The 13,272-nt window shown below is 36.5% G+C and carries 10 protein-coding genes and 1 tRNA gene; 5 read left to right on the forward strand and 6 right to left on the reverse strand.

What is annotated here, in order from left to right:
• Positions 1 to 47: 47 nt before the first annotated feature.
• The gene (locus ACQWU4_RS05605; RefSeq protein ID WP_429934792.1) at positions 48 to 692 is read right to left on the reverse strand and encodes a hypothetical protein; all 645 of its coding nucleotides are present in this window, start codon (positions 690 to 692) and stop codon (positions 48 to 50) included.
• Between the two features lie 118 nt (positions 693 to 810).
• Between ACQWU4_RS05605 and ACQWU4_RS05610 the strand changes: the two genes are divergently transcribed.
• A complete protein-coding gene (locus ACQWU4_RS05610; RefSeq protein ID WP_429934793.1) occupies positions 811 to 1,782 on the forward strand; it encodes a YpdA family putative bacillithiol disulfide reductase in 972 nt (323 codons plus the stop codon).
• 301 nt (positions 1,783 to 2,083) lie between these two features.
• Here ACQWU4_RS05610 and ACQWU4_RS05615 read toward each other — a convergent pair whose 3' ends face one another.
• A complete protein-coding gene (locus ACQWU4_RS05615) occupies positions 2,084 to 3,241 on the reverse strand; it encodes an MFS transporter (RefSeq protein WP_429935078.1) in 1,158 nt (385 codons plus the stop codon).
• Positions 3,242 to 3,504: 263 nt separating this feature from the next.
• Entirely contained in the window at positions 3,505 to 5,178 is a 1,674-nt protein-coding gene (locus ACQWU4_RS05620) for a glutamine--tRNA ligase/YqeY domain fusion protein (RefSeq protein WP_429934794.1), read from the reverse strand.
• Between the two features lie 154 nt (positions 5,179 to 5,332).
• Here ACQWU4_RS05620 and ACQWU4_RS05625 point away from each other — a divergent pair, with 154 nt between their 5' ends.
• The gene (locus ACQWU4_RS05625; protein WP_429934795.1) at positions 5,333 to 6,463 is read left to right on the forward strand and encodes an alpha/beta hydrolase; all 1,131 of its coding nucleotides are present in this window, start codon (positions 5,333 to 5,335) and stop codon (positions 6,461 to 6,463) included.
• A gap of 417 nt (positions 6,464 to 6,880) precedes the next feature.
• On the opposite strand, the gene ACQWU4_RS05630 is transcribed toward ACQWU4_RS05625, so the two are convergent.
• Both ACQWU4_RS05630 and fbp read right to left on the reverse strand, forming a co-directional pair.
• Positions 6,881 to 7,888: an o-succinylbenzoate synthase gene (locus ACQWU4_RS05630; RefSeq protein ID WP_429934796.1), complete on the reverse strand. Its 1,008-nt coding sequence runs from the start codon at positions 7,886 to 7,888 to the stop codon at positions 6,881 to 6,883.
• Positions 7,888 to 8,904, reverse strand: coding sequence for a class 1 fructose-bisphosphatase (gene fbp / locus ACQWU4_RS05635; protein ID WP_429934797.1), 1,017 nt, complete (start codon positions 8,902 to 8,904; stop codon positions 7,888 to 7,890). The genes ACQWU4_RS05630 and fbp overlap by 1 nt, the downstream gene beginning before the upstream one ends.
• Positions 8,905 to 9,229: 325 nt before the next feature.
• Here fbp and ACQWU4_RS05640 point away from each other — a divergent pair, with 325 nt between their 5' ends.
• The 3 genes from ACQWU4_RS05640 (at position 9,230) to ACQWU4_RS05650 (ending at position 12,515) form a co-directional block, all read left to right on the forward strand.
• Positions 9,230 to 10,468, forward strand: coding sequence for an aspartate kinase (locus tag ACQWU4_RS05640; protein WP_429934798.1), 1,239 nt, complete (start codon positions 9,230 to 9,232; stop codon positions 10,466 to 10,468).
• A 24-nt stretch (positions 10,469 to 10,492) separates the two neighbouring features.
• A complete protein-coding gene (locus tag ACQWU4_RS05645) occupies positions 10,493 to 12,334 on the forward strand; it encodes a lysophospholipid acyltransferase family protein (RefSeq protein ID WP_429934799.1) in 1,842 nt (613 codons plus the stop codon).
• A gap of 108 nt (positions 12,335 to 12,442) precedes the next feature.
• Positions 12,443 to 12,515 (forward strand) — tRNA-Phe (locus ACQWU4_RS05650).
• Between the two features lie 175 nt (positions 12,516 to 12,690).
• Here ACQWU4_RS05650 and ACQWU4_RS05655 read toward each other — a convergent pair.
• Positions 12,691 to 13,257, reverse strand: coding sequence for a cysteine hydrolase family protein (locus tag ACQWU4_RS05655; protein ID WP_429934800.1), 567 nt, complete (start codon positions 13,255 to 13,257; stop codon positions 12,691 to 12,693).
• Positions 13,258 to 13,272: the final 15 nt, after the last annotated feature.

Consider the following 13,272-nt stretch of genomic DNA (forward strand, 5'->3'; position numbering starts at 1 on the left):
ATATTGAGCGGAGCCAAAGCCCCTTCTTATAAAAATAATTATCATTTTTAAATCGTCCATTGATCATTGACAACAGCCACCAGATATTGCTTACCTTCAAATTCTTCAAAAACAAAACGAATGGTTTTCCAATCCATTTTACTATTCTCTTCAGTACCTTTTATATAGTTTTCGGTAAAATCTTTACCGGGATATATTTTCGCTAAATTATTAAGAGAGTTACCTCCGGCCTGAAATTTATTCAATGAATATTGGGATGCTGTGAAATCTCCGGTGAATACCCATTTTGCCAGATAATCATTGATGGTTGCCTTGTAAGGATCACCTGAACCGTCCTGAGCTCCCCAGGTATATAAAGTCTTTGTGGGCTGATATTTTTCAAAATCTACCTTGGAAAAATGCATATCTTCTTTCGGATCAACAAATCCATACATTGAAAAGGTGATTCCTTTTTCCGGATGGATAAATGATGCAAAAGCCTTATAATTTTTATTTTTTAAAGCCTGCAGGATTTCGTCATTAGCAGCTTTTACCGCTACCTCATCCGTTTTTTTCTTCTGAGCTGCCGCCTCAATATTTTTTTCCTTAGCCTGAGCCATGGAATCTATAACATTAGGAACAGGTTTTTCAGGTGTTTTTTTACAAGCCGCTAAAAGGGTTAATGTTAATATCGGAATGATCAGCTTTTTCATTTTTTCAGTTTTAAGATTCAGAAAGAAACACCAAAACTGGTGCCATTACAATACTTCCGATAGATAAGTTCTGTTGTCAGTTTTCTGTTTAATAAAGTGGTTTTAAGTAAATTTGTCTATGGAAATTTTAGACATCCTTATTATCGGAGGCGGCCCTATCGGCCTGAACTGTGCTCTTGAAGCCGGAAAAAACAATCTGACTTACCTGATTATAGAAAAAGGAACTATCGTCAATTCTTTATATAACTATCCTTTATATATGCGCTTCTTCTCCACTGCTGAAAAACTGGAAATAGACGGTATTCCATTTATTTCCACGGCTCCCAAACCAGGTAGGCAGGAAGCACTGGAATATTATCAGGGAATTGCAAGACAAAGGGAAATTAATATTAATCTCTATGAAAAGGTTCTGAAAGTTTCCAAAACCGGGGATATCTTTCTTATTGAAACCTCAAAAGCAGCATATAAGGCAAAAAATGTCATTATTTCCACCGGATTCTATGATATTCCGAATCTGATGAATATTCCGGGAGAAGACCTCCCAAAAGTAAAACATTATTACACTGAGCCTTATCCGTATGCTAAACAGAAAGTAGCTGTAGTAGGTTCAAGCAATTCCGCAGTAGATGCAGCACTGGAAGCCTATCGTAAAGGAGCTGATGTAACAATGATCATCCGTCATTCTGAAATTTCAAAAAGTGTAAAATACTGGGTAAAACCGGACATTGAAAACAGAATTGCAGAAGGAAGTATCAAAGCATATTTTAATTCGGAAATAGCAGAGATCACCCAGAATTCTGTCATTTTTAAAGATGAAAACGGCCAAATCAATGAGATTGAAAATGATTTTGTTCTGGCACTGACCGGATACCTTCCCGATTTTGAATTCTTAAGAAACTCAGGAATAGAGCTGCAGGGCGACTGCCTTAATCCTCTTTATCACCCTGAAACCATGGAGACCAATGTTCCGAATTTGTATCTGGCGGGTGTAGTCTGTGGAGGGAAAGATACCCATCTTTGGTTTATTGAGAATTCACGCATTCATGCAGAGATGATTGTGGGGAGTATTATTTCCAGAAAAAATAATTAAAAGCAAAAGCCTGACATAAGACTTAAAATTAAAGATAGCAAAACTCTTTTTTCACCGGAGGCTAATAACTAAAAAGCAAGTTATAAAAATCTGCCAAATCTGCTCAATCTGCGAGAACAAAATAATATATATTCTTTAACTCATTTAGAATATAATTATGTGAAGCTTTTTCTCTCGCAGATTGAGCAGATTTGGCAGATCTTAAATAAAACGAAAGTCTTATATAGCTTTTAAAACCTTTATTTTTTAGGTTTCTATCAATCCCTAAAGCTCCCCCACTCTAAAACACTCAATCCCAATATTATCTTTTCTTCAGCATCCACGGAATGACAAAATAAAAACCGACAGCAATTCCTATTGCCAATATCCCGGTTATTATCCATAAGGCATTAAAACCCAATTTATCTGCTGTCATTGTGCCAACATATGGGGTAATAATAAAGGCCAAAGCAACAGATATTCCGTTCATTCCCATATAAGCTCCTTTATTGTTTTCTCCTGAACGCAGAGCGGTTATGGTAGACATAAACGGAAGTGTCCAGATCTCACCGATACACAGCAGCGTCATGGAAACAATAAGTGTCAGAATAGAATAATCAAAAGCCAGCATTGCATAAGAGATACCACATAATATAGTTCCTAAAAACAAGGTGAAAGCAAGGTTGAAATATTTTTCAGCGATCTGTACAAAGCCCATTTCCAGCAATACGATCAGAAAACCGCTGTAGCCCAGAATGTATCCTATATTTTGCTGACTCAAATGTGCTGTATCTTTATAAAAAATAGTCAGTGTACTGAATAGCTGGAAAAAACAGATCGAGAACAGCATACAGAAAAAGCTGTAGAGCAGAAATTTCCTGTCGCGGTATGGGGAGTTTTCTTTTTTAACGGCAATGGCTTCTTTTACTTTTTTCGGTTTCAGGGAAGCCTGTTTATTCCGTTTTCCGAAGAAGCGGATATACATTAAACCAGCCAGCAACGCCGCCAATGCATTACTGAAAAATAAAAATTCATAGGAAATAGCGGATAAAATTCCTCCCAAAGCAGGCCCGATAGAAAAGCCTAAATTAACAGCCATCCTGTTGAGTGAGAAAGCCCTGGTAATATTTTCAGGCTTGGCATATTTGGTGATGGCTACCGAGTTGGCAGGACGGAAAGTTTCACTTACAATACTCTGAATCAGTATAATGGATGCCAATCCAACTTCTGTTTTAAAAAGCGGGATCATACAGAATAAAGGTACGCTCAAAAGCAGGCTCAGGCTTTGTACACGGTATTCTCCTATTTTATCGGTAATTAATCCACCCAGCCATGAGCCCAGTACGGAACCTATTCCGAAAAAGCTCAGAATGATTCCTGAATTTTCAATGCTGAAATGAAGGTGTGCAGTCATGTAAACTCCCAAAAACGGAAGTACCATAGAACCTGCACGGTTGATAAGCATGACCAGGGCCAGCATCCAGCTCTCTTCTGAGAGTCCTTTGAAAGAACTCGTATATACGCTAATTAATTTCACAATATTATTTTTTGAAGAAAACCAAGTAAGGCGTAAAATTAGGAAAAATAGCCTGGACTCCTTTTCCAAAGACACTTCTTTTTATCAATAACATGGATAGAAAGAAAAATATACCCCATTACAAGGAATTAATATTAAATACTTACTAAAAACAAAAAAGGCAGGACTTGGTGAAGTCCTGCCTTTTATATCAAATCATTTTAAGATTATTCAGGTTTAAAAGAGTCCTTCAATGTTACGGTACGGTTAAATACCAGATTAGAATCCGTAGAATCCTGATCTTTTGTAAAATATCCTATTCTCTGGAACTGAAGCGGTTCTCCTACAGCCACATCTTTAAGGCCTGGTTCAGCAAAACCTTTGATGATAGTCACCGATTCAGGATTGATGAAGTTTAAGAAGTCTACATCTTTTTCTGCATCAGGCTGCTCAACTGTAAAAAGGTTATCATAAATCCTTACGTCTACAGGAATTGCATGAGTAGCAGATACCCAGTGAAGTGTACCTTTTACCTTTCTTAAGCTTTCTTCCGTTCCGCTTCCGGACTTGCTCTTTTCATCATAAGTGGCATAGATCGTTGTGATCTCACCATTCTCATCCTTCTCTACCCTTTCCGCTTTGATGATGTAAGCTGATTTTAAACGGACTTCACCGCCTAATTTCAGTCTGAAGAATTTATTATTAGCCTCTTCCTTGAAATCTTCTCTTTCGATATATAATTCTCTTGAGAAAGGAATCTCTCTTGTCCCTGCATCTTCCTGTTCAGGATTATTTTCAGTTTCAAGCCATTCTTCCTTACCTTCAGGATAGTTTTCAATAACCAGTTTTACCGGATCTACGACCGCCATTACACGTTTTGCCACCTTGTTCAGGTCTTCACGTACACAGAAATCAAGCAATTGAATTTCAATCAGGTTTTCTCTTTTGGCAACACCTACTCTTTCAATGAAATTTTTGATTGATGCGGGAGTAAAACCTTTTCTTCTCATTCCCGAAATCGTAGGCATTCTAGGATCATCCCAACCTGTCACCACTTTTTCGGCAACCAGCCTTTGAAGTTTTCTTTTGGAAGTGATCATATAAGATACGTTCATTCTGGCGAATTCTCTCTGCTTAGGTGCTACTTTGGATTCATCATACACCTGCTCCAGATACCAGTTGTATAGAGGTCTGTGATTTTCAAATTCTAATGAACATAAGGAATGGGATACCTGCTCAAGATAATCTGATTCACCATGGGCCCAGTCGTACATTGGATAAATTTTCCATGCTGTACCCGTTCTGTGGTGAGGTTTATTCAAAATTCTGTACATCACAGGATCACGCATGTTCATATTGGGTGATACCATATCGATTTTTGCACGAAGAGACATTGAACCGCTTTCAAACTCACCGTTTTTCATCTTTTCAAATAAATCTAAAGATTCTTCAACAGGACGGCTTCTGTACGGAGATTCAACGCCTGGTTCAGCAGGATTCTTTCTCTGTTCGGTAATCACTTCGGATGGCTGCTCATCTACATAAGCTTTTCCATCTTTGATCATCTGTACGGCCCATTCGTAAAGCTGCTGGAAGTAATCGGATGCATACAGCTCTTTATCCCATTTGAAACCTAACCATTCAACATCTTTTTTGATAGAATCTACGAATTCCTGTTCTTCTTTTTCAGGGTTCGTATCGTCGAAACGAAGGTTTACGGGAGCATTGTATTTTTCACCCAGACCAAAGTTGATGCAGATAGCCTTTGTGTGGCCAATATGCAGATAACCGTTAGGTTCAGGGGGAAAACGGAAACGGATCTGATCTTTTTTCAGACCGTTTGCCATATCATCTTCAATAATTTGCTCAATAAAATTGAGTGATTTTTTTTCTTCTTCCATTAAATTAGCTTTTATTTTATACAAAAAAAGTCGTACAAAGCTACGGAAAATTTGGGGCTTAAGGAAATGATAATTTAAATGCTAAACTGATGATAATTCAATATTTTTTGATTAATTTAGATAAAACTAAAAACCAATTCTAAAAATATTGATTATGGCTGTTTATATCCTAAGCAATCGTAAGATCGTCCGCCACAAGGGCGAAAAAGTAGATTCATTTTCCAATGATGAATACTCTATTCCCAATTTCAGGATCGCAAAATGTGATTTTGACAACTACAAAGAGCCAACTGCTGCTGCCAAAAAGAAAAAAGATTATACCAACCGCAATATCTTAGACTATAAATTATTTTCTGAGCCTGAAAAGCAAGGTTACCAGGAAGTTCTTGAAGTTTTACAGAGCGAAAAAGGTATTAAAAAATCTGCACTGACAGCCAATAACCTTGGCGGAACCCAGAGAATGTTCTATGAACTATATAAGAATATGTCTTCCACAAAGGACCGAAGTGATGTTCTTATTTTTATCCACGGCTATGCATATGATTTTGATGATGAATTAAAAGCAATTATTGATCTTAAAAGACTTTTCATTGATAATCCGGCATCACCTGTTGAGCACATTCTTTTTGTCAGCTGGCCTGCCTCAAGCAGTATTGTTCCCCTGACCTATTTTGATGATAAGGCATCAAGTATTAACTCAGGATCATCACTGATGAGACTGTTTTATTTTTATACTCAGTTTTTAAAAGATATTTTTTCAAACCGGGATCTGGCTCCCTGCAATCAAAGGATACACCTGATGGCTCATTCTCTTGGAAACAGGGTTCTCCAAAGTATGCTGTACAGTCTTAAAAAGGAAAATATCCTGCGTGTCATTGACCAGGTATTGCTTCTAAATGCTGATGTAACGTACAAGGTTTTCGAAGATTCTGAGGATTCATATAATAAGCTTCCTCTGCTGGCTAACCGTATTTCCATTTATCTGAACCGAAAAGATACTATCCTGGGAATTTCCCAATTCACCAAAAATATTCTTACCCCAAGATTAGGTAAGAACGGTCCAGGTGATATTGAAAAATTCAAAGATATAGTTTCTGTTATCGACTGTACTTTCGTAGAGGATGACATCCTGAACAGTTTTAAATATGAAGTGGGAAATCATTGGGGGTATCTTTCCAGCTCAATGGTTCAAAAAGACATTTTTCAGAATTTATATGGAATTGATAGAAATTTAATCACAAATAGATTAAAAAATAACGAAAATATTTTCACAATTATTTCCTAACAGTTAATTAAAAAAACACTAAAAAGTGAACTATATGTTAAACTTTGTCCCGATACCCACATTGGCACAAAGATTGCAAATTTTCATTACAACGAGAAATACACATTTTATCATGAAAAGAATTAAAAGCAAGTTTTCTTATATACTGAGCTATATTAAGAAAGCAATTTTCGTAAAAGACGTGATTTAAGATGAATATTAACCCATAAACAAAAACTATCCGACCCTAACACTACTCTAGCTTCTATATTACTGACTTTATAACTTCCGCTGTAAACTCCGGAAGTATATTTTATTATAACTATTTCCAGCTCTTTTGTAATAAAATCTATAGTAAAAAGGAGATTAACATCTCATAATACAAACAAAGTCAAGATATTATAGGATTAAAAACATAATTTAAAATCTAAATTCTTTCTATATATCTTTAAACCACAACAACTCATTTCTGAGTTCCAGGCTTGATTCAAAATTATTTACAAATAGAGATCCGGTACCAAGCCCTTGAGGCATCGGATTATTTTTAGTGAATGTATATTGAGCAATGGCATTCAAACCTATATTGCTTTCCAAAGCAGAAGTGATCCACCAGCCAATGTTTTGTTCTTCTGCGAGAGAAATCCATTCATCTGAGCCCGCAAAACCACCAACCAATGCCGGTTTAAGAATAATATACTGAGGTTTTACAGTTTTCAAAAGTTCTCTTTTCCTAACAGAACCTGTTATTCCAATCAGCTCTTCGTCCAGAGCAATAGGAGTTGGTGTTTTGGCACATAAAAGAGCCATATCACTCCAGTTTCCTGCTTTGATAGGCTGTTCAATGGAATGAATATGAAGCTCAGCAAGCTGTTGTAAAACAATTTCAGCTTCTTCCCTGCTGAATCCGCCGTTAGCATCTACCCGGAGTTCTAGTTTATCTTTGGAAAATTTTTCTCTTAATTTCTGAAGGATTTTGTATTCAGACTCCCAGTCCACACCAATTTTAAGTTTGATGCAGTGAAAGCCCTTCTCCAACTTCTCTTCAATCTGCTCTTCCATATACTGAACATTCCCCATCCAGATCAGTCCATTGATCTTAATGGCAGATTTTCCTTCAGTAAATTCACCTGGAAAATATAGATGATCTCCATACTTTAAATTTAAAATCGCCTGCTCATATCCGAACCATATAGAGGGAAAATCTATCAGTTCTTCTTTTAAATACTGACTGTCTTCATTAATATTTTCACACAGCCATTGCAGCTTTTTTTCATAATCCGGCCTGTCATCAAAACTGAGTCCTCTGAAGACAGCACACTCCCCTGTTCCTTTTTTTCCGTTTTCTTCAACCTCAAGAATAAAGGTCTCTTTTTCATGCAAAACGCCGCGAGATGTTCCGCTCGGGCGTTTGAATTCTAATAAATATCTGGAATATTTTGCTTTCATTATTTTACACTGTCAATCCGCATAAATTCTTCTGCTTTTTCTACCATCTGAATACTTCCGCAGAAAAACGGAATTCTCTGGTGAAGTTCTGTAGGCTCTACCTCAAGAATTCTTCTGAATCCGTCTGTTGCCTTTCCACCAGCCTGTTCTGCAAGGAATGCCATAGGATTACATTCATACAGTAATCTTAGTTTTCCGTTTGGAGCCTGTGAATAGGATGGATAAATATAAATTCCTCCTTTCAGCATATTTCTGTGGAAATCCGCTACTAAGGAACCAATATATCTTGATGTATAAGGACGGTCTCCTTCTTCCATCTGACAATATTTAAGATAATTTTTAACTCCCTGAGGAAATTTGATATAGTTTCCTTCGTTGATAGAATAAATTTTTCCACTGGTAGGAAATTTCAGATTTGGATGAGATAGATAATACGTACCCAGTGAAGGATCCAGAGTAAATCCGTTCACCCCGTTTCCTGTAGTATAAACAATCATGGTAGAAGATCCATAAATTACATATCCTGCTGCAATCTGGTTAATCCCTTTTTGAAGGAAATCTTCCAGCTGAACCGGAGTTCCGGGTTCTGTTACCCTTCTGTAAATAGAGAAAATGGTTCCTACAGAAACGTTTACGTCAATATTAGAGGACCCGTCCAATGGATCGATCAGCACTACATATTTGCTTAAATGTCCGTTTTCACCACATTTAATGTCGATAAAATCATCATTTTCCTCGGAAGCAATACCACAAACAACCTCTCTCTGGGACAAAGCTGTAATAAAAATATCATTGGCAATCACATCAAGCTTCTGCTGTTCCTCTCCCTGAATATTCTGGTTTCCTGCAGCTCCTGATATATCTACAATCCCTGCTTTGTTTACTTCTCTGTTTACAATTTTCGAAGCCAATCTTATTGCACTCAGAAGACGGGAAAATTCACCTGTGGAATACTGAAAATCTTCCTGCTTGTCAATAAGAAATTCGCCTAAAGTCTGTAATGGTTGATCTGACATATTTTTCTTTTTACGTTTTCCCCAAATTTCGGAAAATTTATCGGAGAAAGAAAGCTTTTATCACAAAAGACCTTATCTGTTGTTTTTCAACACAATACAAAGTCACTAATGAGGTACACCTAAAATTACCACCGTATAATTAATCCCCATATGATGACAATAAATCAATGAAATTCTGATAATCTTCATCAAGTCTCAATTTTAATAAAATCTTAATTCCATCCATCCGGCAGGCACTTTCATATCTCATTGTAAATGTCTAATTTTGACGTCCGTAAAAAACTCATGTAATTTTTAATCTAACAATTTTATTTTAAACAAATTAATGAAAATTTTCAAGTTTGGTGGAGCATCTGTGAAAGATGCCGAAAGTGTAAAAAATGTGTCCATGGTTTTACAAAGCCAGGGGTTTGCCAAATGTCTGCTGGTGATTTCAGCAATGGGCAAAACGACAAATGAGTTGGAAAAGGTTGTAGAACTTTATTTCAAGAAAGATAACTATCAAACTGAGATTGAAAAGATAAAACGAAAACACATCGAGATTGCGGAAGGTCTGTTTCCTGAAAATCATGCAGTTTTTGCTGAGATCAATTTATTTTTTGATGATATCGATTCTTTCTTAAGACGAAACAAATCTCCTAATTACAGCTTTGTCTATGATCAGGTGGTAAGCTGCGGGGAAATGATCTCTACAAAAATCCTGAGTGAGTACCTGAATGAAATTCAGTTTACCAACCAATGGCTAGATGCAAGAGATTTTATCAAAACCGACAGCTCTTACAGAGAAGGTACGGTAGACTGGGCAAAAACAGAAGAATTCATTTCAACCTTAAATACCGACATCTGTTATGTAACACAGGGCTTTATAGGTTCTGATGATAATAATTTTACAGTAACTTTAGGGAGAGAAGGTTCTGACTACTCTGCCGCTATTTTTGCATACTGTCTGAATGCTGATGCCATGACAATCTGGAAGGATGTTCCGGGAGTAATGACCGGAGATCCGAGAAAATTCAGTGATGTTTCTCTTCTTTCCAATATTTCTTATGAGGAAGCTATTGAAATGGCTTATTACGGGGCAAGCGTTATTCACCCGAAAACATTACAGCCACTACAGCAGAAAAACATTCCTTTTTATGTAAAATCTTTCGTAGATCCTACCAAAGAAGGAACTAAAGTTGGGGCTTCTGATAAAAACCAGCATGAGGAATCCTATATCTTAAAAGAGAATCAGGTTCTTTTAAAAATCTCAACCAGAGACTTCTCTTTCATTGCAGAAGATCACATGAGCCTTATTTTCGGGTATCTTTCAAAATATAAGATCAAAGTATCTCTGATGCAGAATTCTGCAATATCCCTTGCTTTGTGTCTGGAAGATAAATACAACACGGTAGATGAACTGAATGAAGATTTGCAGAAAGTATTTAAGACAGAAGTTGTAAAAAATGTATCTTTATTTACTGTAAGAAATGCAAAGATGGAGAACATTGATAAATTTTACCAGGAAAAAAGTGTATTATTGGAGCAGATTTCAAAGAATACGCTTCAAATGGTAACACAATAAAAACTAATTGCGACTAAACACAATATGAGTTTAATTTCGAAAAACGATCTTATCGCAGCTTCCGGCTTAAGCAAAATCGGGTTCCTTAAAAACCCGGTTGCATCTGCCGTGATGAGCATTGCCAAAATAAATGAAGTTAATAAATTATACGATAAATTAAAGGACAAGGAAGGCAAAGATTTTTTCGACTCATTTGTAAGAGAAAGAAACTTAAGTTATATCGCTTTTGAAGAAGATCTCGCAAAAGTTCCTAAAACCGGACCGTTTATTTTAGTTTCAAATCATCCGCTGGGTGCTATTGACGGAATTTTAATGTGTAAAATTCTTTCGGAAGTGCGTCCTGATTTTAAGGTAATGGGAAATTTCCTTCTGGAAAAGATCAAACCTATGGAACCTTACGTGATTTCTGTAAATCCTTTTGAAAACAGAAAAGAAGCTTACAGCAGTACCTCCGGAATGCGTGAAACCCTGAAACATCTTCAGAATGGAGGATGCGTAGGTATCTTTCCGGCAGGAGAAGTGTCCAATAAAAACAATCCTTACGGGGAAATCCTCGACAGAGACTGGGAAAAACCAGCCCTTAAGCTGATCAGAATGGCTAAAGTTCCGGTAGTTCCTTTATATTTTCATGCTAAAAACAGCCGTTTGTTTTACCAGGTGGCAAAGCTTCATCCAAGTTTACAGACTCTGATGCTTCCTGCCGAAATGATGAATGACCGGGAAAAACCGATCAGGATCAGAATAGGAAAACCAATCACTGTAAAAGCAATGGACGAAATGGAAACCATTGAAGAATTGGGAGAATTTCTGAAGCGTAAGGTGTACATGATGAAATCTTACTATGAAAAGAGAAAATCATTAGCTCAAAGCATCAATCTTAAAAATTTAACGGTCAAATTCCCTTTGCTAAAAGAGGAAAATATTGTTCAGAATATCATTGACGAAACACCTAAAGAGGACATTCTTAAGGATATCAACAGACTGAAAGGCACAGACAAAATGCTGTTCAGTAACGGAAATTATGAGATCTATTTCACAACTTATGAAGAAATTCCTTCTATCATGAGAGAAATAGGACGCCAGAGAGAACTTACTTTCCGTGCAGTGGGTGAAGGAAGTAATCTTCCATTCGACCTTGATGAATATGACAAGCATTACCACCACCTTTTCCTTTGGGACAGCAGTGCAGAGAAGCTTGCCGGAGCCTACAGAATGGCTTTAGGTAAGGAAGTCATGAAGAAATATGGCATCAAAGGGTTCTATACAAGTTCTTTATTTGAATTTGAGCAGGACATCCATCCATTCTTTAAGAAAGTGATTGAAATGGGCCGTGCTTACATCTGTGAAGAGTATCAGCAGAAACCGCTTCCCCTTTTCCTTTTGTGGAGAGGAATTGTTCATGTGTGCTTAAGGAATTCAGATCATAAGTTTTTGATGGGCGGTGTAAGTATTTCCAATAAATTCTCCGAGTTTTCCAAATCTCTGATGATTGAGTTCATGCGTTCGAATTACTTCGATTCTGCAGTAGCACAATACATTACGCCAAGAAACGAATATAAAGTAAAGCTGCGTGACAGAGATAAGAATATTTTCTTCGAGGAAATGGAATCTGATCTGAATAAACTTGATAAGATTATTGATGATCTTGAACCTGAATTAAGATTACCTGTTCTGATCAAAAAATACATCAAACAGAATGCTAAAGTAATTGCTTTTAACGTTGACCCGAACTTCAATGATGCCATCGACGGACTGATGTATATCCGGATCAGTGATCTTCCGGAAAGTACGATAAAGCCTGTATTGGAGGAGATGAGCGACCATATCAGAAAAGAACAGGAAAATAATTCAGCTGAGAATCAGTAGGTTTTATTTTTATTTAAAAAAAGTATGATTAATACTTGCTTCATATAAGAAAACTTGCTACTTTTGCATCACTTTAAAACATCGAAGTAAGATAAACAAAAATATAATGGTTTCTTAGCTCAGTTGGTAGAGCAATGGATTGAAAATCCATGTGTCCCTGGTTCGATTCCTGGAGAAACCACTTGAAAACCTCTAATTTATTTAGAGGTTTTTTTGTTTTATAAATCCTGTATTTCTTTAATTATATTTTTAACTATAAAAGCTATAAAAATTTTTCACACTAAGTTTTTTGAAAATCTGTCATTTTCTTCTGTAGCAAACCCTTTAATCTTCTTTGAATATATTCTTATTCATATTTATAATTCTTCCAATATCTTTTTTGAATCCCAAACCTGTGCAAATTCATCATTTAAATTGGCAAGAGCCGTCAGGTGGATCAGTTCTGCATCATATTTCTCTCCATTTATTCCCACTCTGTCAAATGCAGCTGTTGCATCCGAAATCACGTAAGTTTCATAGCCAAAGTTTCCAGCCATTCTTGTTGTTGTTGAAACACAATGGTTAGTAGTTATTCCTATAATCACTAAAGTATTTATATTCTGCTGATCCAGTCTTTCTTTTAAATCGGTTCCAATAAAAGCGCTGTTAACATTTTTTGTAATGACAGGTTCATCATTTTGAGGCAAAACATAATCATTGAAAAGAAAACCCGGGTCAGATTCATGCAGCTTAGATTTCGGATTGGTAGAGCTATGTCGAATATGAAAAACTGGAAGATCCAATTCCCGCCATTTTTTCAATAATGTTCCGCTGATTTTTTCTGCGTCTTTATTATTCCTGTTTCCGCCCCAGTAATTTTCATCTAAAAATCCTTTTTGGATATCCACCAGAAGTAAAGCTGGTTTTTTCTCTCTTAATTTCATTTTCTTAAACTATTT

This window comes from Chryseobacterium sp. MIQD13, assembly GCF_050496705.1.
GTDB lineage: Bacteria > Bacteroidota > Bacteroidia > Flavobacteriales > Weeksellaceae > Chryseobacterium.

What these genes read in the sequence shown, in the direction of transcription:
- ACQWU4_RS05620 (WP_429934794.1), bottom strand. Translation starts at nt 5,178, where the DNA reads ATGGAAGAAGAAAAAAAATCACTCAATTTTATTGAGCAAATTATTGAA.
- ACQWU4_RS05625 (WP_429934795.1), top strand. Translation starts at nt 5,333, where the DNA reads ATGGCTGTTTATATCCTAAGCAATCGTAAGATCGTCCGCCACAAGGGC.
- ACQWU4_RS05640 (WP_429934798.1), top strand. Translation starts at nt 9,230, where the DNA reads ATGAAAATTTTCAAGTTTGGTGGAGCATCTGTGAAAGATGCCGAAAGT.
- ACQWU4_RS05655 (WP_429934800.1), bottom strand. Translation starts at nt 13,257, where the DNA reads ATGAAATTAAGAGAGAAAAAACCAGCTTTACTTCTGGTGGATATCCAA.
- ACQWU4_RS05610 (WP_429934793.1), top strand. Translation starts at nt 811, where the DNA reads ATGGAAATTTTAGACATCCTTATTATCGGAGGCGGCCCTATCGGCCTG.
- fbp (WP_429934797.1), bottom strand. Translation starts at nt 8,904, where the DNA reads ATGTCAGATCAACCATTACAGACTTTAGGCGAATTTCTTATTGACAAG.
- ACQWU4_RS05645 (WP_429934799.1), top strand. Translation starts at nt 10,493, where the DNA reads ATGAGTTTAATTTCGAAAAACGATCTTATCGCAGCTTCCGGCTTAAGC.
- ACQWU4_RS05630 (WP_429934796.1), bottom strand. Translation starts at nt 7,888, where the DNA reads ATGAAAGCAAAATATTCCAGATATTTATTAGAATTCAAACGCCCGAGC.
- ACQWU4_RS05615 (WP_429935078.1), bottom strand. Translation starts at nt 3,241, where the DNA reads ATGCTGGCCCTGGTCATGCTTATCAACCGTGCAGGTTCTATGGTACTT.
- ACQWU4_RS05605 (WP_429934792.1), bottom strand. Translation starts at nt 692, where the DNA reads ATGAAAAAGCTGATCATTCCGATATTAACATTAACCCTTTTAGCGGCT.